17 protein-coding genes are annotated in these 18826 nt (G+C 32.3%); 10 read left to right on the top strand and 7 right to left on the bottom strand.

All coding sequences use genetic code 11. From position 1 onward, the window contains the following. Nucleotides 1-369: 369 nt before the first annotated feature. Nucleotides 370-882 carry an adenine phosphoribosyltransferase gene (locus DK441_RS05610; RefSeq protein ID WP_025666655.1) on the top strand — a complete coding sequence of 171 codons (513 nt, stop codon included), beginning with the start codon at nt 370-372 and terminating at the stop codon, nt 880-882. 54 nt (nt 883-936) lie between these two features. Here DK441_RS05610 and DK441_RS05605 read toward each other — a convergent pair whose 3' ends face one another. The 4 genes from DK441_RS05605 to DK441_RS05590 form a co-directional block, all read right to left on the bottom strand. Then, nucleotides 937-1749 (bottom strand): hypothetical protein, encoded by an 813-nt coding sequence (locus tag DK441_RS05605; protein WP_074408931.1) that lies wholly within the window; start codon nt 1747-1749, stop codon nt 937-939. A gap of 108 nt (nt 1750-1857) precedes the next feature. Beyond that, nucleotides 1858-2010, bottom strand: a complete 153-nt coding sequence (locus DK441_RS05600; protein ID WP_025666657.1) for a hypothetical protein — start codon at nt 2008-2010, stop codon at nt 1858-1860. 64 nt (nt 2011-2074) lie between these two features. After that, nucleotides 2075-3613 carry a M56 family metallopeptidase gene (locus tag DK441_RS05595; protein ID WP_109097864.1) on the bottom strand — a complete coding sequence of 513 codons (1539 nt, stop codon included), beginning with the start codon at nt 3611-3613 and terminating at the stop codon, nt 2075-2077. A gap of 3 nt (nt 3614-3616) precedes the next feature. Then, nucleotides 3617-3973: a BlaI/MecI/CopY family transcriptional regulator gene (locus DK441_RS05590; RefSeq protein ID WP_109097863.1), complete on the bottom strand. Its 357-nt coding sequence runs from the start codon at nt 3971-3973 to the stop codon at nt 3617-3619. Between the two features lie 291 nt (nt 3974-4264). On the opposite strand from DK441_RS05590, the gene DK441_RS05585 reads away from it, so the two are divergent. Beyond that, nucleotides 4265-5125, top strand: coding sequence for a M57 family metalloprotease (locus DK441_RS05585; RefSeq protein ID WP_109097862.1), 861 nt, complete (start codon nt 4265-4267; stop codon nt 5123-5125). Between the two features lie 104 nt (nt 5126-5229). Here DK441_RS05585 and DK441_RS05580 read toward each other — a convergent pair whose 3' ends face one another. Then, nucleotides 5230-5979, bottom strand: a complete 750-nt coding sequence (locus DK441_RS05580; RefSeq protein ID WP_109097861.1) for a LytTR family DNA-binding domain-containing protein — start codon at nt 5977-5979, stop codon at nt 5230-5232. A gap of 6 nt (nt 5980-5985) precedes the next feature. After that, entirely contained in the window at nt 5986-7860 is a 1875-nt protein-coding gene (locus tag DK441_RS05575) for a histidine kinase (protein ID WP_109097860.1), read from the bottom strand. 336 nt (nt 7861-8196) lie between these two features. Between DK441_RS05575 and DK441_RS05570 the strand changes: the two genes are divergently transcribed. Further along, a complete protein-coding gene (locus DK441_RS05570; RefSeq protein WP_109097859.1) occupies nt 8197-9054 on the top strand; it encodes a M57 family metalloprotease in 858 nt (285 codons plus the stop codon). A gap of 135 nt (nt 9055-9189) precedes the next feature. Further along, complete coding sequence (locus DK441_RS05565; RefSeq protein WP_109097858.1) at nt 9190-10143, top strand: calcium/sodium antiporter; 954 nt, start codon at nt 9190-9192, stop codon at nt 10141-10143. 127 nt (nt 10144-10270) lie between these two features. Here the strand turns inward: DK441_RS05565 and DK441_RS05560 are convergent, their stop codons facing one another. Next, complete coding sequence (locus DK441_RS05560) at nt 10271-11296, bottom strand: glutamine synthetase beta-grasp domain-containing protein (protein ID WP_109097857.1); 1026 nt, start codon at nt 11294-11296, stop codon at nt 10271-10273. 218 nt (nt 11297-11514) lie between these two features. On the opposite strand from DK441_RS05560, the gene DK441_RS05555 reads away from it, so the two are divergent. The 6 genes from DK441_RS05555 (at nt 11515) to DK441_RS05530 (ending at nt 18825) form a co-directional block, all read left to right on the top strand. Then, a complete protein-coding gene (locus DK441_RS05555) occupies nt 11515-13701 on the top strand; it encodes a glutamine synthetase III (protein ID WP_109097856.1) in 2187 nt (728 codons plus the stop codon). Nucleotides 13702-14038: 337 nt separating this feature from the next. Next, nucleotides 14039-15562: a hypothetical protein gene (locus tag DK441_RS05550; RefSeq protein ID WP_109097855.1), complete on the top strand. Its 1524-nt coding sequence runs from the start codon at nt 14039-14041 to the stop codon at nt 15560-15562. Between the two features lie 88 nt (nt 15563-15650). After that, complete coding sequence (locus DK441_RS05545; RefSeq protein WP_109097854.1) at nt 15651-16172, top strand: hypothetical protein; 522 nt, start codon at nt 15651-15653, stop codon at nt 16170-16172. Nucleotides 16173-16190: 18 nt separating this feature from the next. Then, nucleotides 16191-16919, top strand: a complete 729-nt coding sequence (locus DK441_RS05540) for a CsgE family curli-type amyloid fiber assembly protein (RefSeq protein ID WP_109097853.1) — start codon at nt 16191-16193, stop codon at nt 16917-16919. Between the two features lie 10 nt (nt 16920-16929). Further along, nucleotides 16930-17334: a curli production assembly/transport component CsgF gene (locus DK441_RS05535; RefSeq protein WP_109097852.1), complete on the top strand. Its 405-nt coding sequence runs from the start codon at nt 16930-16932 to the stop codon at nt 17332-17334. 6 nt (nt 17335-17340) lie between these two features. After that, nucleotides 17341-18825: a CsgG/HfaB family protein gene (locus DK441_RS05530; RefSeq protein WP_109097851.1), complete on the top strand. Its 1485-nt coding sequence runs from the start codon at nt 17341-17343 to the stop codon at nt 18823-18825. Nucleotide 18826: the final 1 nt, after the last annotated feature.

Here is an 18826-nt window from a genome sequence, read left to right as displayed (position 1 = left end):
TAGAAATGATTAATTGATTTAATTTTTAGTCACTGAAGAAAGTAGTTTTGTTTACATGATTTCTAGATTTTTATAGTTAAAATTAATTGTATTTCTATATTGTCTTTTTAATATATCTGAAAGAAAATTATGGGCAAAATATTTTCACTGAAATCTATGAAGATGATTATGGTTTTGTAACTAAAAAAACGATAATTGTTTTAGAGTGTAGTTGTATTTACTTGGTTATGGTTGATAAATGTAGTTAAAAATTGTGTTTATTGTTATAAAATGAAACTTTTGAAGGGTGGTTTTGTGTAGTATTTTCGTTTTGTAGGCGATTTTCATCTTTTTTTAGCCTCTTTTTTTTATTTTCATTATTTTCGGCCAATGAATTTACAAGATTATATCAGAGATATTTCTGACTTTCCCAAACCTGGAATTTTATTTAAAGACATTACTCCTTTATTAGCAAATCACAAAGCTTTGGTAAGTTGCGCAGATCAATTAGTTGGTTTATGCCCAGACGGTATTAAAATTGATAAGGTAATTGGTATAGAAGCCAGAGGGTTTATTATAGGAAGTATGATTGCAGAACGTTTACAAGCAGGATTTATACCTGTTCGGAAAAAAGGAAAGTTGCCCTATGATGTAAAATCAAAGAGTTACGGCTTAGAATATGGAGAAGATACATTAGAAATACATATCGATGCTATCAAAGCCGGAGAACATGTGTTGATTCATGATGATGTACTGGCTACTGGAGGAACCGCTAAAGCTGTATGTGATTTGGTTAAAGAACTGGGTGGAGTAGTAGTACAATGCAATTTTATTATGGAGCTGGAATTTCTTAACGGAAAAGATAAACTCGATGTTCCCAGATCTGCTCTTTTAAAGTATTAATGACAAAAAAAGCCTTCAAGAAGATGAAGGCTTATATTACTTTTTATACGAAATTTATTCTTTGGTAGTGGCTATAATTGCACCATCTTTGGCTTTGTCGCCATAAATACTAATGGCAGTTTCTGGCTTAAGAAAATCTACTTCGGCTAACTTATTTGACTTTGCAAGCGTATCCAGGGTGTTAAAATCAGCTTCCTTTCCGTCAATAATAATAAGTTTTTCGATATCAGGATTGTCTACAAAATTATATCTTTTGGATTTGAAATTTTGAAAATGTGGCATTTGCTGGCCGTTAAAAAAGAAGTTTCCATCTTCGTCTTCTTCAAAAGTAAAAGATTTCATGATTTGATCCTTTAGTTTTTGTGCATCAAAATGACCTTTATAAAATAAAGAATCATTCTCTTCATCAAAATCGAAAACAAAATTATGCTTCTTCATAATGCTGTCCATATCAATTTGTATGTGACTAAAGCCCGACTGATTTTTCCAGGCAGCAATGTCAAACATACCAGAGTTTGAGATATATAAATTACCATCTTTATAGCCTAATTCTATTTTAGAAATAGGAGTCTTAGAAGAGGAAGAATATTGACTTTTCGAATTTCCTTTTTTAAGAACAATACTTAGGCTGGTAATCTCTTTTTTATCATTAAATTCTATTTTTTTGATAAGCAATTCGATACCATTTTCTAAAAAGAATGCTTTTAAATCCTCTAATTCTTTTTCTGAGGTGTCTTTGTTTATTACCGCGGTTATTTCGTTAGGTTTAATGTTATCAATTATCAAATCCTTACCAGAGTTTGTGGTAAATGCGGTTAAGGAGAGCATACCTAGCATGCTGATTCCCATAATGATCCATTTTTTCATACTACATATTTTTGGTTATTTATAGATGATATTACTTCTTCTTTAATTACGAAAAAGAGTTGCTAGTGTTGCAAAAAGAAGTAATTTTTTATGGATTAGGCTATGGTTTTACCCCAAAGCTCTTTTGGTAACATATAATCGCCATCCAAATATGAGAAGTTGTAATTTGGATGCTTTAGCAAGATCCAGGCGTTTTTTGGTAAAACTCGGTAGAATTACTTTATTAAGCTTGGCGATAAACGAAAAGAAATGTTTTTGCATGGTCAAAAATACAAAAAACTCACTTGAAGGAAGTGAGTTTTTAAAGATTTATATCTGGATTGAGTTAGCTCTTTTTGATAATAATTTCGATCACTCCGTTTTTTGCTTTATCACCATATTTTTTTATAGCAGATTTTCCTTTAAGGACATTCATCATTTCTATGGTATCAGAGTTTAATTTTTCCATTTCTTTTTTGGTCGATTTTTTTCCATCAATATATATTAATGGTTCACCGTCTCTATCACCAGTAATGTAAGCAAAGGTTTTGTTGTCATTGGTGTGTATCTCATAAATATCTTTGTGATCTCCATCACTAAAAATGTACTCATTTTTCTTATCTCCAGTATGGATTTTCATTGTTTTTCCTTTTTTAGATTTACTATCCTTGTCAACCACCCATACGTAATTTGAGTTATTTCTGGATTGACCAATTTCGATTTTACCAGTTTCGCTATTGTATATAATGACAAAAGAATTAATTGGTGTGTCATTTGATATGGCATAGTTGGTCGTTCCTTTTTTAGAAGAGATATCTACTTTAATGCTCGTTATTTCATGAGCATCATTTCGTTTAATACCAGAGAACTTAACCTCAAGGCTGTAGTCATTTTTTAAGGTATTTTTGACTTTATTGAGGTCTTCTTTTGAAGAACTTTTGTCGACTATAAATTCAATAATCTTTCCCTCTTTTTCTTGAATGACAATATTTTCTGAAGCGTTTTGATCAATTTTTATATCCTGTTTGACCCTAACAACTTCCCGGGTGTTAAAACTCCATAAAAATAGACTTAACAAGGGAAGAATAACAGTGATTTTCCATAACTTCTTACTTTGAGAACTTTGTTTGTTTAACATAACAATTCGTTTTTTGATTAATGATTGATAAAAATTATTAGTAATGGTAGAGTAATTATTTGATGATACTTTTAATAAAGTTAATTGATACTCTTTTCTGGATGTCATTTGGTTTATAGCTTCTCGATCGGCGATAAATTCTAAGTTCTGCTCCAGGTTTTTTTTGTATAACCAGGCAAATGGGTTTACCCATTGAAATATGAGAAGAAGATTCACTAGTATTAAATCGAGAGTATGAAATTGCTGAACATGTATTTTTTCATGTTTTAGAATCATATCTAATTCTTCTCTGGAGTGTAATACCGGATTGTATACGATCGTATTAAAAAAAGAAAAAGGAGCGATATCCTGAGCAACTTCAATAAAGTTGAAACCGTCTTTTTTCCTGCTTTGATGATGTGCTAGTAATTTCTTTAAGGATAGTAGTTGAAGGCCAAAACGAGATAAAAATATAAGAATTCCCAGGCCATAAAGTATAGATCCGATTAGCCACCAGTTTAAAGTTTCGGGAATTACATTTTCTGAAGCAGATAGAGGTGTTCCTTTTATATAAAAAACTGGATTTTCAATAAACTTAATGGTTGTAAACTCTATGAATGGCAATAGTATAGAAGTGATGATACCAACCAATAGAAAATGCCTGTTTATCGTAAAAAAAGTGTCTTTTCTAAGTAGCAAAAAATAAACTCCATAAAATGTCGAAAGTAAAATACTGGCTTTAAAAAGATAAATTAAGAAGGTTTCCATAGCTTATTTTTCTTTTTCTATTACTTTTAAAATCTCTCTTAACTCATCTGCAGTTATTTTCTCTTCTTTGGCAAAAAAGGAAACCATATTTTTATACGAGTCGTTAAAATATTGTTTCATGGCTTTGCTTACAAAATTGCTACGATATTCTTCTTTTGTAATAATAGGGAAGTACTGATGTGTTTTTCCATAAGCTTGATGGCCTACATACTTTTTATCCTCAAGATTACGTATAATCGTAGATACGGTGTTGTAATGTACAGCATTATGTAGTTCGGCTTGAACCTCTTTTGCGAAAGCTTTTTTTAGCTTCCATAATGCCTGCATGATTTCTTCTTCTTTATTAGTAAGTTTTTCCATAGGAGAGTATTAATAAGGGTCAAAAGTATAACTATAGATTTAGTTTTACAACTATTTTTATAGTTATTTAACTATTTAAGTAGTTATTAAGAAGAAAACAGATAAAATTTTTAGACTAAATAGAGTATAGAAATGCTTTGTTGGAGCGGCTTTTTTGTTTTGTGTAAACTGCTGTATTACAGTAATAAAAATGTGACTTATCATCAATTTGTTGATAAAAAAATTTTTCGTTCTGTAAATGGAATGTTAAATTTATCACAACAAAACACACAAACTTAACTTTTATTTAAAATGAAAAAAATCAAATCTTTAGTGATGGTCACTGCAATGGCTACTACACTAACGTTGCTGTCTTGCGATAAAGATCAGGTTAATATTTCCATAGAAGAGCCCTCTTTAGTAGTTGAAAAAGATGTTTTAAATAAAATCACAGCATTACATTTTAATCCTAATGGCATAGAAAAAGTAATAGTAAATGATATTGACGGTACCCAAAAAGCAATGTACCGTATTGAAGATGACATCATGTTATCAAAATCTCAAATCATGGATATGGGGCTTCATGGGGGGATTCAAAACAAGCAGTATAGAACCAATAATCTGGTAACATCGACTAATGTTATTCGCGTAGTGGGGTACACAGGTAATAATCAATATGGATTAAGTTCTACGGCGCAGACAGGTTTGCAATATGCTGTTAATAATTACAATAATGAAAATCTTAGTATTAGATTCATATTATCTTTTGGAACAAGCTGGCGAGCTAATGATATCCTGGTATATGTAGATAATAGCATAAACCCAGATCCAAACAGATCTGCAGGGATTGCAGGTTTTCCTAGTAATGGATACCCTTTTACAAGAGTTAGAATTAATAACGGAGCAAATTTAACGCAAACAAATCAGCAACTAGAACATTTACTAGCGCACGAAATTGGTCATTGTGTTGGGTTTAGACATACAGATTGGGATACCAGAAAAACGTGTGGAGAAAATAGTAATGAAGGAGTAAGCAATGATGGTCTTGTATATATCCCGGGAACAGCTGGTCCTGGTGGTGATCCAAATTCTATAATGAATGCTTGTTACCCTGCAAATACCGATGGAGAATGGAGTAATCTGGATAGGGTAGCATTAAACTACCTTTACTAATTTAGTAATCGATAGTATATTTAGATATAGATAAAAGACTGCCTTTTGGCAGTCTTTTATTATTTTATAATAAGTACAGTACAATATAAGTAGTAGAAGTATTTTTAGATGCGTTTAAGAAGTTCTCGTTTCTTATCCCTGGAGATAGATAGTGTTTTTCCATCACTCATTACAATATGTCCCCCATCATCATTACTTAATAATTTGAGATAATGTATATTGATAAGATTAGATTTGTGAATCCTGAAAAAATTGGGCTGTATTAACTTTTCCTCAAAAAACTTAAGATTTTTTGATACTACCATCTGTGGTTGATTATTAAGAATTATAGACGTGTAGTTGCCCTCTGCGATACAATACATAATATCTTCAATTTTGATAACATGTAACCCTCTGGCATCTGATAATGTGATTTGTGGAGATTCTCTTAAATTATACAAATTTTTTAAGTTTTCTTCTACACTGCTCCTAGAAGCCGCTTCTTTATTTATATATTGAGTTACCTTGCTAACGGCTTCTTTAAGTTTTATAGGGTCTACAGGCTTTAAAAGGTAATCAATAGCATCATACTTATATCCTTTTAATGCATATTCATCATGCGCAGAGATAAAAATTATTTTGAAATCCATAAGCTCATGACTAGGAATGATATCAAAAATAGTACTGTTTCCTAACTGAATGTCTAAAAACACAATATCTGGATTAAATTCTTTGAAGAGCTTTTTCATTGATGTTTTGTCCCATCCTTCGCCAATCACTTCTACTTCTGGGCAATAGTTTTGTAATAGAACTTTTAAACTGTTTCTAGCCATTTTTTCATCATCTATAATGATGCATTTAAGTGATGTACTCATAAACTATTAATTTATAATTGGTAGATTAACGGTAACTCTGGTGCCTCTTGATTTTTTATTATCATCTAACAAATCTGTAATTTTCATAGACGTTTTTTTATATCCTACTTTTCTAAGAAGCTTTATTCTTTCTGCTGTATTTCCTGATGCAATCGATAAATTGGTCATATTTTTTGATTTTTTATTTAATTTGGCAGATTTTTTTCTGCCAATACCATTATCCTCGATAATGCATTGTATGCTATTTTTCTTTTTTTGAAATGATAGCTTCAGTATTTTTTTGTTTTTAGAACTTAACCCGTGTATAACAGCATTTTCGAGATGCGGTTGAATAATCATAGATGGTATTTTAGGATTAAGCTCTATTAAATTTTTATCAATTGTTAGGTTTAACTCAAATTGATCCTCAAATCGTTTGTTTTCTAAAGTTATATAAGTCTTGATAATCTCTAATTCTTCCTTAAAACTAATGTATAGACTATCTGAGTTAGATAATATTTTTCGAATTAATTGAGAGAGCTCTCTCATATGTTCGCTAGCCTCGAACTTATCTTTTTGAAGAATATAACTCTGTAATGTATTAAATGAGTTAAATAAGAAATGTGGATTCATTATTGATCGTAATGATTTTAATCTAACCAAACTTATTTCTTCATTGAGCTGTGATATTTTTAACCTGCTTTTTTGATAAATAGTTAAAAAAAACAAGATGCATATTATAGTGATAACTCCCGAACTTAAGGCGAGAATTTTACTATTGTAAACTTGTTTATTTGTTTTTTGATTTTTCTTCTCGAGATTAGTAATTAGTTTATTTTTTTCGGTTAGTATCTTATTATACTCTGATCGTGCAATCTCTTTTTTAAGATTATGTTCATTAAACTTTTGAAGATAATTTTCTTTAGCTTTTAAATATTGAATAGCCTTTTTTAATTCTCCTTTGATTTCGTAAATCTCAGCCAGATCATTCAAACTCATTAGATTAGAAGGAGGGTAGGCGTTTTCTGTGTAACGTATAGATTTCTTGTAATAATCAATAGCCTTGTCTAGATGGCCTAGCTTATAATTTAATTCTCCCACTGTGTTAAAGAAAAATGATCCAAACTGGTCTTTTTTATTATCTGGAATCTTATTTAGATCAATATATTTATCAATAATTCTCGAAGCCTCTTTTAGTTTATTTTGTTTAATATAACTATAAGCAACATTATTTGCAGCTATTTCGAGAGAGCTGTTACGATCTGGTTTTTTTTCAAGAATACGTATAGCTTTATTAGAAAAATAAGCCATCGAATCGGGATTTGTTTTTTCGAATGTAGAAGAAATATTTAATAACGAAATAGCCATCCTGTGATCTTGATTTGGTTTAATATATTTAAACGAGGTCTTAAAATTTTCCCTGGCAATCTCTGGTTCTAACAACTCATTGAATAATGTTCCCTGATTAATTAAAATATACCATATAAACTGTTCTTTTTCAGTATCATTAGAAAGACCTATAGCTTTGTTGTAATACTCTAAAGCTTGCGAATATTGATCTTTTTTTTGCATTTGCCAGGCTAGCATGGCGTATACTTCTATGCGACAATTAATATTATCGTTGTCTGTGCAATAATTTAGTAAATCAAATAGCTCATCTGTGTCTGTATTTTTTGATTGATTATAGGTGTAAAACTTTAATAAGTTTAAATCACTTTTAATAATACTATCTTTTTGATTTGATTGTCTGGCCTGTTGTTGTTTTTGTTTAAGATGCATGACTATTGAATCCTGTGCTCTTTTTTTTAGATCAATCACTATTATGTCTTTTGCAGAAATTGATACAATAGAGAACAATTCAAATAGAAAAAACAATACGATAATATACCTGGTTGTTGTCATATCTATGATATATGGTAAGTAAAATTACGAAACTAATAAAGTTATGCAGTATGTATTGCAATTTTGTTGTTTGTGAAAAAATGAACTACAACTTGTGCAAATAAGTATAGCATCGGTGAGCTAAGTTTTAAAGCATTCTATCCTGTTAATATCAGGTAAAACCATACTTGTCAAGATGTTGTTATGTTTTTAACGTTAATAAAATACGGGTTTATTACTGTTTATTGTCAAAAAATAGCAGTTTATGTAAAGAAATCAACGATTCATGTAGTATAGTTAAATTTTAAGAGAATTTAAGAATATATTGTTAAAGTTTTAACACTTAATACAAACTCAATGAAAAATTTTAGAACCCTTGCGGTAGTGTTCGCTGTTGCTACACTATCAGTTTTTACATCATGTGAAAAAGAATCTCCAGAAGTTGCAGCAGATCAGTCTTTACAAGAAATCTCAAAAGATGTTTTAAACAAAATAACAGCATTACATTTTAACCCTAACGGAATAGAAAAAGGAATGGTTAGTGATATTGATGGAAGTCAAAAAATGATGTACACAATAGAAGGTGATATTAAAATGTCTTATGATCAAATCATGAAAATGGATATAGGAGATGGAGTGCAAAGTAAACAGTATAGAAGTACCAACCTTGTAAGCACTCCAAGAACAATTCGTGTTGTTGGATATAATGGAAATAACAGGTTTGGGCTTAGCTCAGTTGCTCAGAGAGGTTTGCAGTATGCAGTAGCAAATTACAATGCTTTAAATATAAATATTCAACTTAATTTAGTTTTTTCTACTAGTTTTAATTCTAGTGATATCGTTGCTTATACCGAAACTACTGCATCAATAATAGCTCAGGATGGAGTTCGCGGAGAAGCTGGTTTTCCTTCGGCGGGGGAACCATTTAAACGTGTAAAAATTAATGGTGGGGCTAATAGAAATAATGACGATCAATTGCTAGAAGGTTTATTTACTCACGAATTAGGTCATTGTGTTGGATTAAGACATACAGATTGGAATACGAGACAGTCTTGTGGTCAAAGTGGAGAACCGGCAGCTCCTACTGGTGCTATACATATTCCAGGAACTCCTGGGGCTAGTCAAGATGCATCATCTATCATGAATGCTTGTTTCCCTTATAATGAAGGAGAATTTGGTCAATATGATAAAGTAGCTTTAGAATACCTTTATTAAAAAGGTGCCGTAAGTAAGAAATATACCCCTATCTTATTTGCTACAGTTAAAGCGAATAGCACCTAGTAATATGGGTGCTATTTTTTTGAGAAAAGTTTTTATATAATAGTATCTTCGCAGACAAAATTAAAATTTATGGTTGCCAGTATACTATACGTTATTATAGGACTAGTACTTCTTGTTGTAGGAGGAGAGTTTTTAGTAAGATCCTCTGTTGCACTTTCGTTCAGACTTAAACTGTCTCGTATGGTTATTGGGTTAACCGTAGTTTCTTTTGCTACCTCTGCTCCAGAATTATTAGTAAGCATTCAGGCGGCATTAGACGGATTATCGGATATATCTTTAGGCAATGTAGTTGGGTCTAATATTGCTAATATTGGTTTGGTATTGGGTATTACTGCTATAATAGGCCCTTTGGCTATCGACAAGGATTTTTACAAATTTAATTGGCCGGTAATGGTATTGCTATCTTTTGTGTTGTATCTCTTTTTAGAAAATGATGCAATTTTAACTCAGATAGAAGGACTTATATTGTTATTATCTTTACTGGTTTATCTGTTTCTTTTGATTCGAAGAGCTAGAAAATCTTCTGATACTGCAGTAGAAGAAGTTGATGATTCTCTTCAGAAAACATCTAATTTTAAAATTATAATTTGGTTACTCATTGGCGGAACTGCATTATATTTTGGTTCAGAATTATTGGTGAGCGGAGCAGAAACCATTGCCAAAACAATGGGAGTTAGTGAAGGTGTAATAGCAGTTACTCTTATTGCAGTAGGGACTAGTGTACCAGAATTGGCTGCTTCTGTTATCGCAGCGCTAAAACAAGAGAAAGCAATTTCGTTAGGAAATCTTATCGGATCCAATATTTTTAATATTGCTTCGGTATTAGGAATAACTTCATTAATTCAACCTATTGCAGTAAAAGATGAAACACTAATGAATGTAAATATTTATTGGATGCTTGGTTTTGCTATGATTTTACTTCCATTGGCTTTTATACCTAAAAAAATGATCCTGGGACGCCCAAAAGGGGTATTGATTTTTGCAGCATATTGCATTTTTATTGCAATGGTTTTTATAGAATAATCCATTAGTTCAGAGAACAATTAGGATTGTAATCTATCTATATAAAGAACAAAAAAAACACCTTTAGAAAATTCCTAAAGGTGTTTTTGGTGTTTAACCAACTTAGTTAGTTACATACAATAAACTGTTATGCCATTATAGCGGCAACATCTGCAGTTTTAACAGTAGTTACAATTCTAGCAGCAATTTTATATGGATCACCGTTAGATGCAGGTCTACGGTCTTCTAACCAACCTTTCCATCCTTTTTCTACGGTAATAATAGGAATTCTTATAGATGCTCCTCTATCTGATACTCCATAAGAGAATTCGTGTATAGACTGTGTTTCGTGTTCACCGGTTAATCGTTGATCATTAAACTCACCATATACAGCAATATGTTCTTTGGTAACAGGTCTAAATGCTTCACAAATAGTTTCATAAACCTCTTTAGAACCACAGGTTCTTAATACTTCGTTAGAAAAGTTTGCATGCATGCCAGAACCATTCCAGTCTCCTTTAATAGGTTTTGGGTGATATTCAATATAATATCCATAATGTTCGGTAAGGCGATCTAATAAATAACGAGCTATCCATATTTCATCTCCGGCTTTTTTAGCTCCTTTGGCAAATAATTGAAACTCCCATTGCCCACTCGCAACTTCTTGGTTAATTCCTTCAAAATTAAGTCCTGCAGCGATACATAGATCAGCATGTTCTTCAACAAAATCTCTTCCATGTGTATTTCTACCTCCTACAGAACAATAATACATACCTTGTGGGCCAGGGTAACCACCAACAGGAAATCCTAATGGTAGCTGTGTTTTAGAATCCATGATAAAGTATTCTTGCTCAAAACCAAACCAAAAATCATTATCATCATCATCGATTGTTGCTCGTGCATTAGACTCGTGAGGAGTTCCATCAGAATTCAAAACTTCTGTCATTACCAGGTATCCATTTTTTCTTGCAGGATCAGGATATATAGCAACAGGTTTTAATAAACAGTCAGAAGAACCACCCTCTGCTTGTCTTGTAGAACTACCATCAAAAGACCACATTGGGCAATCTTCAAGCTTTCCGCTAAAATTTTCTTCAATTTTTGTTTTACTTCTTAAGTTAGCAGTTGGTTTGTAACCATCTAGCCAAATGTATTCTAATTTAGCTTTACTCATAATTAACACTTTATAAATTGAATTGTTATAAGGTTCAAAATTAGTTTTTATTTTGGTATTACCAAAAAAATAGGGGGTCGATAATTTTATTTGTAATAAATTTTATTAATACCCTGTTTTTTTAGGGGGTATTTTAAATAATTATTAATTTTGAAAGAAAATATTTTTTATATTATCAATAGAAACTTCTTTTATCTTTGTATAAAACTCACTTAATTATGTCAACACTCAGATTTCAAGCTCTAAAAGAGACCTTACATCGTAAACCTGTTATAGTTACAGAAACAGAACGTCGATCTGTATTATTTGGTAACAATGTATTTAATCAAACAACAATGCTTCAGTATCTTACCAAAGATGCTTATAGTAGTGTAATGGATGCCATAGAACATGGTTCTAAGATTGATCGCAAGATTGCTGATCAAATTTCATCGGCGATGAAAGAATGGGCACTTTCTAAAGGTGTAACACATTATACCCATTGGTTTCAGCCATTAACAGGAGCAACAGCAGAAAAACATGATGCCTTTTTTGAAACCATAGGCAATGGGCAGGCCATCGAAAAATTTGGAGGAGGACAATTGGTACAACAAGAGCCAGATGCATCTTCTTTTCCTAATGGAGGGATTCGTAATACCTTTGAAGCCAGAGGGTATACTGCATGGGATCCTACTTCTCCTGCTTTTATTTATGGCACTACATTATGTATTCCTACCGTTTTTGTCGCCTATACAGGGGAGGCTCTTGATTATAAAACACCATTATTAAGAGCTTTGCAGGCTGTCGATAACGCAGCAACAGCGGTTGCTAAGTATTTTGACAAGAATGTTAAAAAAGTGAATGCATCTTTGGGTTGGGAACAAGAGTATTTTTTAATTGATAGTGCATTGGCATATTCCAGACCAGATATCGTAATGACCGGTAGAACACTTCTTGGTCATTCTGCAGCAAAAGGACAACAACTAGATGATCACTATTTTGGAAGCATTCCTACGAGAGCTTTGGATTATATGAGGGATTTAGAAACAGAATGTATGCTATTGGGTATTCCGGTAAAAACACGTCATAATGAGGTAGCTCCCAATCAATTTGAGTTGGCTCCTATATTTGAAGAAACAAATCTTGCCGTAGATCACAACTCCTTACTTATGGATGTTATGGATAAAGTAGCGGCAAGACACCACCTAACTGTACTTTTACACGAGAAACCTTTTGCAGGTGTAAATGGATCGGGAAAACACAATAACTGGTCTTTGGCAACAAATACTGGTGTAAATTTATTAGGTCCGGGGAAAACTCCTATGAGTAACCTTCAATTTTTAACATTTTTCATTAATACTATTAAAGCTATTAATGAAAATGAAGAATTAATGAGAGCAGGTATTGCTTCGGCTAGTAATGATCACCGTCTTGGAGCTAATGAAGCGCCTCCTGCTATTATGTCTGTATTTATAGGAGAGCAATTAACAGCTGTACTTAAAGAATTAGAAGGAGTTACTAATGGGAAATTATCTCCACAAGAAAAAACAGATCTTAAATTAAATGTAGTAGGGAAAATACCAGAGATTTTATTAGACAATACAGATCGTAATAGAACTTCTCCTTTTGCTTTTACAGGAAATAAATTTGAATTTAGAGCTGTAGGGTCTAAAGCAAATTGTGCAAACCCAATGACAATTCTTAATACTATCGTAGCAAAACAGCTGATGGATTTTAAGAAAGAAGTTGACGCATTGATTGATAAAAAAGGACTCAAAAAAGATGAGGCAATATTTAATGTGCTAAGAGAATATATAAAGCAGTCCAAAAATATTCTTTTTGAAGGAAATGGATATGGCGAGGAATGGGAAAAAGAAGCTAAGAAGAGAGGGTTAAGTAATAATAAAACTACCCCCGAAGCACTAAAAGCTAAGGTTTCTAAGAAAAATCTGGAGCTTTTTGAGAAAATGGGTGTAATGAATAAGATTGAAGCTGAAGCTCGTTATGAAATTGAAGTAGAAGAATATGTATTAAGAATTCAAATAGAAGGTAGGGTGCTTGGAGATATTGCTCGAAACCATGTGATTCCGACTGCAATACGGTATCAAAATATGTTAATCAATAATGTGTCTGGATTAAAAGAACTATATGGTAAAGATTTTAAAAAATATGCTAAGGAGCAGATGGGAATCATAGAAGAGATTTCGGGGCATATTGGTAAGATCAACACTAAGGTTAATGAAATGACCGAAGCACGTAAAAAAGCAAATAAACTTGAAGATCTAGAGAAAAAAGCTTCGAGTTATTGTGATAAAGTGAAACCTCTGTTTGATGAAATTAGATATAGCTGCGATAAATTAGAATTACTTGTAGACGATGAACTATGGCCGCTAACAAAATATAGAGAGCTGCTTTTTACAAGGTAGGTAAGAATTAACCTACTATTTTTTTTTCAATTAAATTTTAGTGAAAAATTGATATTTGATAAACCCTTTAAAAACCATAGAAATTTATTTTTCTATGGTTTTTTTGCATGTATTTCGTCGAATAGTTGGGGAATTGATAATAATAGCTTTAATATTTTCCTAAATTTGATAATATCAAAATGGTCGTCATACTTTTGATTATACCCCCCAGGTCCCAAAATATATTTGTTTTACTGAATAATAAGTGGAGATTAGATTTTTCTGATCTTTATTGTTCTTGTGCTGTAAAATTTTAAGTAAAGTAACTCAATTTAATCACTTTTAATATATATTACGTATGAAAAAATTAATTTTTAGCTTAGCAGCTTTATTAAGCGCTACGGCAATGATCGCACAGTCAAACAATAGTAATGTTACTCAAACCGGGGACGATAATATCGCTAATATTTCTCAGGTAGGGGCAACTAATTCTTCTTTAACAACTCAAGAAGGAAAGGCTAACAATGCAGAAGCCATCCAAGGTACTACCGCATTTAATTCAAGTAACGGAGTTGTAGAACAATCTCAAACAGGAGATAAGAACTCGGCTTTTGCTCATCATGAGGAAGCAGATAATCAAGTGTATCAAGTACAAGTTGGTAATGGTAATTCTGCTAGAGCTACTCAAAACTTAGCATTTGAAGGAGGGGGTAATGTAGCTAATCAACTTCAGGAAGGAGATAGGAACGAAGCAACAATATCTCAGGAAGGATTAACTAATACTGCTATTCAGGTTCAATTTGGAGATGGTAACTCTGGATCTTCAAACCAAGAAGGGATAGATAACTTTAGTGAACTTAATCAAGAAGGAAACTTTAACGCAGCATCTATTACGCAAGTAGGGCAGAACAATCTTTCTTCACAATCACAAATAGGTGATGCTAATATGGCTACTGCAGGACAGTGGGGAAATAATAATTCTGTGAGCCAAGACCAAGAAGGTGGAGGTAACACTGCAAATTCTGTACAAGGTAGTACTCTTTTTGATTCTAGAGGAGGAAGAGTAGAGCAAGTACAAGCAGGTGATGAAAATAATGCATTTGCAAATCATGAAGAAGATAATAATACAATTCTTCAAAGCCAGACAGGAGACTCTAATGATGCAAGTGCAGAGCAAAACTTAGGATCTTTTGGAGGAGATAACCTAGCTACTCAAGTACAAGAAGGTAATAGTAACGCAGCTACAGCATCTCAAAACGGAAGTACTAATATTTCTGATCAATCACAATCTGGTGATGAAAATGTTGCTTCTACAACACAATCAGGAACAAATAATACAGCTATCCAAAGTCAGACAGGAGTTGGTAACAATGCGACTTCTGTACAAGGAGGGGCGTTCTTTACTTCTAGAGGCGGTCTTGTAGATCAATTTCAGTCTGGTAACGGTAACGAAGCTTTTGCAAGACACGAAGAAGATAATAATGTTGTAGTACAAACTCAGTTAGGAGATAGAAACAATGCTTCTGCTACTCAGAACCTTATAAATTTTGGAGGAGAAAACACTGCAAGACAACTTCAACTAGGTAACGGTAACGTTGCTGAAGCTTCTCAAGAAGGAAGTTCAGATTTCAATTTAGCTGGAGAAAATAACCTTGTTAGCCAAATTCAGTTTGGTGATGAAAATAGAGCTGCTTCAACTCAAAATGGAGCAAGCAATACAAGTGATATTCTCCAATTTGGAAATATGAATGTCGCTACAGATACTCAGGTAGGAACAGGTAACAATACTTTTGTAACTCAGATAGGAGATATGAACACTAGTGTGATTCTTCAAACGGGAGTAAACAATGGTGCTACTGTAACTCAAAATGGTTCGAATTAATTAGATTCGAATAAACTTTAATTTCTTTATAAGAGTTATGCTCAATTTGAGCATAACTCTTATCTTGATTTTTTAAATTCTGAAAAAGATGAACAAAACCATTCTTATACAGGCATTGGTGTTTTTTATTTTCTTTACTTTTTCTAATGGGTATACTCAAAATTTAAAAGGTGAAAGCGAGCTTTCTGTTACTGATCAAGATAAGTTTATTACCCTGTCTCAGGTTAATAATGTATTATCTGTTGGAGCAGAATCGTCACCTCTTTCTAATGGAGTAAATGCAGTTTTTATTCAGCAAATAGGAACGAGTAATGCTGTGCTTTCTACTATTATTGCAGAATCTTCAGATATTAAAATACTTCAGAAAGGGGACCAAAATCTAGTAGAGATAAATGAATCTGCCAGAGAAATAGAGAAATCAATTATACAAACAGGAAATAATAATTCTGTGACTGATTTTTCTTTTAATCCTGATATATCAACTAATTTAGAACTTATACAAGAAGGTAATAACCTGATTTTTGAACGATTTGGTAGTAATGAACTGTCAAAGAATTTAAAATTTAAAATGTCTGGCGATGCCAGAACTATAATTGTTAGAAGTTTTTAATAACAGACATATAAGAGTATGAAGTGTAAACTTGTCATACTTGCAACTTTGTGTTTTCAGGTTTCAATTGCACAGTTCACAAATACCGATGTAGTTGCAAAAGTTAAAACAGTAACTATAGGCGATATGATTTCTGTGGTTGCTACTGCTACTAATACTACAGAAGTATACAAAAGTTTGCAATATACTATTACTGTTTTTCGAACAGATGCAAATAATAATGTATCTAAAAATAATCAGGAAGGAAGATTTACGCTAGAAGCAAACGAAAGTAAAGAACTCTCAAGAGGGGCAATTAGTGCAGATGAGAGTGATAAAATAGTATTACTTTTATTGATCTATGAAGAAGATAAGATTATAGGTAAAGATAGGCTTGCTTTTAACGAAGAAGCTAATCAGAAACCTAATTCAACAAAAGATGATATCTCCTCTGATGATGGAATTGAATTAAAAGGAATAGTAATAGAAGAAACTAAGACTAAACCAGGAAGAGATTTCTATGAGTTTTTCTATGCCTCCTATACATTAAACCAAATAAATGGTAATAAAGTAGTTGGGGTGTATGAAAAACTAAGCTTTGGTCGTAGCACTATTATTCAAGTGAAAATAGAGGATAATGTCATTCATGAGTTTATAGGAAAACCAGATTTGGAATATTTAGAACAAATGTCGAAAATTGCAATTCGAAAAGTGTACAAATATTTTAAGGATCTAAAAAAACAGAAGAACGATATTTTTCAGTATTAAAACAGTTAAGATGAAATCAATTTTAATAACGCTTTTTCTTATTTTCTCGATATGTAACTTTTCTTTTGGGCAAGATTTGGTGTATAAGCCTGTAAATCCTGCTTTTGGAGGAGATACATTTAATTATCAATGGCTCCTTAGCTCTGCCGAAGCTCAGAATAAATTTACAGATCCTACAGATTCAAGAGATCAAAGGTCTGATGTAGAAAGATTTACAGAGAATCTGAATAACCAGTTATTAAGTCAGATATCAAGAACACTATTTACCGAACAATTTGGAGAAGGAGGTCTTACCGAAGGAACATATAATTTTGGATCATTATTCATAGAAATCTTCCCTTCTGGAGAAGGGTTGGTAATCAATATATTAGATACAAGCACCGGAGACCAGTCCCAAGTAATAATTCCTAATTAATTTTTAATGTATCATAAGTTTTATAAAGTAATCGCGGTAATTTCTTGCGTATTTTTATTACACGGATGTGGGACGTATTTTAATCAACCTATAACTATCGAAAATGCCAGAATAGGAGAAGATACAGAAGTTACAAAAACATTAAGGGATTTTCCGTCACCGGTAGAACCTGTTGTTGTTGGGGTGTATAAATTTAGAGATCAAACAGGGCAATATAAACCTACAGAGAATGGAAGTACTTTTAGTACAGCTGTTACTCAGGGAGCAACAACAATTTTGATCAAAGCACTCGAAGACTCTAAGTGGTTTGTGCCTATCGAAAGAGAAAATCTAAGCAATTTGCTTAATGAACGTAATATTATACGTTCTACAAGAAAAGAATATAGAAAAACCAAAAACACCAACGAGCCACAATTACCACCATTACTATATGCAGGGATTATCCTCGAAGGAGGGATTGTATCTTATGATTCTAATATCATCACAGGTGGATTGGGAGCAAGGTATTTTGGTGTAGGAGCTTCTACTCAATATAGACAAGACAGAATTACAATTTATTTAAGAGCTGTTTCTACTTCGAGTGGTAAAATCTTAAAAACAGTGTATGTGTCTAAAACTATTTTGTCACAAGCACTAGATGCAAATTTCTTTAGATATATAAAATTTAAAAGATTGCTCGAGGCTGAAACTGGTTTTACTAAGAATGAACCTGCTCAAATGGCAGTATCAGAAGCAATAGGGAAAGCCGTAGAATCTCTAATTGTAGAAGGAATCGAAGATAAGTTATGGGCTGTTAAAGCAGAACCAGAAGTTGTAAATACATTGATAGAAAATTACAAAGCAGAAAAATATGAAGCACAAAATACGGCATTGTACGATCGGTATTTTAAAGAAAGAAGAACTAAACTTTCTGCATTTTTAAAAGGAGGGACTGCTTTAGTGAGTGGAGATTATAATAATCCAGAGCTTACCTATTCTGCAAAGATTGGTGCGAGATGGTATTTTAACCCATATCTTAATGTTAATGGAAGTATTAATAAATTTGAACTCACTAATCAAAACGCATTCTCTAAAGGATTTAACGCTTTTGATCTTAATACAGAGTTAAGCCTTTTGCCCTTTGATAGGTTGTCACCCTTTTTATTTGGAGGAGTAGGAATTGTGAATGATGATGATTTTGATACTACATTGTTTAAGTTTCAATATGGAGGTGGTGTAGAATATTTAATTTCTGATAAAATAGGTATTTCTGTTGGAGCTACTCATAATCTGGTTCTTAGCGACGAATTGGATGGTGTAGTTCAAGGAAAACGAGATGATCAATATTTTAATTTTTCTTTTGGACTTAATTGGTATTTTGGAAAACCTGCAAAGACAAGTAAAAAATCAAGATTACAGAAACAAGAGAAAAATGTAGAATTACGTGAGCTAAGAAAAAGAAATAGAAAAATTAGAAAAGAAGGTATAATCCGAGAGGATAAAAACGAATAGG

Source organism: Aquimarina sp. AU58 (assembly GCF_900312745.1).
Taxonomy (GTDB): Bacteria; Bacteroidota; Bacteroidia; order Flavobacteriales; family Flavobacteriaceae; genus Aquimarina; species Aquimarina spinulae.
Note: the sequence above shows the minus strand (reverse complement) of the source record. Positions and strands in the feature narration are given on the sequence as shown.

Excerpts from the sequence above, each read along its gene's own strand:
- DK441_RS05605 (WP_074408931.1), bottom strand. The coding sequence starts at position 1,749 with ATGAAAAAATGGATCATTATGGGAATCAGCATGCTAGGTATGCTCTCC.
- DK441_RS05555 (WP_109097856.1), top strand. The coding sequence starts at position 11,515 with ATGTCAACACTCAGATTTCAAGCTCTAAAAGAGACCTTACATCGTAAA.
- DK441_RS05540 (WP_109097853.1), top strand. The coding sequence starts at position 16,191 with ATGAAGTGTAAACTTGTCATACTTGCAACTTTGTGTTTTCAGGTTTCA.
- DK441_RS05590 (WP_109097863.1), bottom strand. The coding sequence starts at position 3,973 with ATGGAAAAACTTACTAATAAAGAAGAAGAAATCATGCAGGCATTATGG.
- DK441_RS05560 (WP_109097857.1), bottom strand. The coding sequence starts at position 11,296 with ATGAGTAAAGCTAAATTAGAATACATTTGGCTAGATGGTTACAAACCA.
- DK441_RS05580 (WP_109097861.1), bottom strand. The coding sequence starts at position 5,979 with ATGAGTACATCACTTAAATGCATCATTATAGATGATGAAAAAATGGCT.
- DK441_RS05545 (WP_109097854.1), top strand. The coding sequence starts at position 15,651 with ATGAACAAAACCATTCTTATACAGGCATTGGTGTTTTTTATTTTCTTT.
- DK441_RS05595 (WP_109097864.1), bottom strand. The coding sequence starts at position 3,613 with ATGGAAACCTTCTTAATTTATCTTTTTAAAGCCAGTATTTTACTTTCG.
- DK441_RS05610 (WP_025666655.1), top strand. The coding sequence starts at position 370 with ATGAATTTACAAGATTATATCAGAGATATTTCTGACTTTCCCAAACCT.
- DK441_RS05530 (WP_109097851.1), top strand. The coding sequence starts at position 17,341 with ATGTATCATAAGTTTTATAAAGTAATCGCGGTAATTTCTTGCGTATTT.
- DK441_RS05550 (WP_109097855.1), top strand. The coding sequence starts at position 14,039 with ATGAAAAAATTAATTTTTAGCTTAGCAGCTTTATTAAGCGCTACGGCA.
- DK441_RS05565 (WP_109097858.1), top strand. The coding sequence starts at position 9,190 with ATGGTTGCCAGTATACTATACGTTATTATAGGACTAGTACTTCTTGTT.
- DK441_RS05600 (WP_025666657.1), bottom strand. The coding sequence starts at position 2,010 with ATGCAAAAACATTTCTTTTCGTTTATCGCCAAGCTTAATAAAGTAATT.
- DK441_RS05575 (WP_109097860.1), bottom strand. The coding sequence starts at position 7,860 with ATGACAACAACCAGGTATATTATCGTATTGTTTTTTCTATTTGAATTG.
- DK441_RS05535 (WP_109097852.1), top strand. The coding sequence starts at position 16,930 with ATGAAATCAATTTTAATAACGCTTTTTCTTATTTTCTCGATATGTAAC.
- DK441_RS05570 (WP_109097859.1), top strand. The coding sequence starts at position 8,197 with ATGAAAAATTTTAGAACCCTTGCGGTAGTGTTCGCTGTTGCTACACTA.
- DK441_RS05585 (WP_109097862.1), top strand. The coding sequence starts at position 4,265 with ATGAAAAAAATCAAATCTTTAGTGATGGTCACTGCAATGGCTACTACA.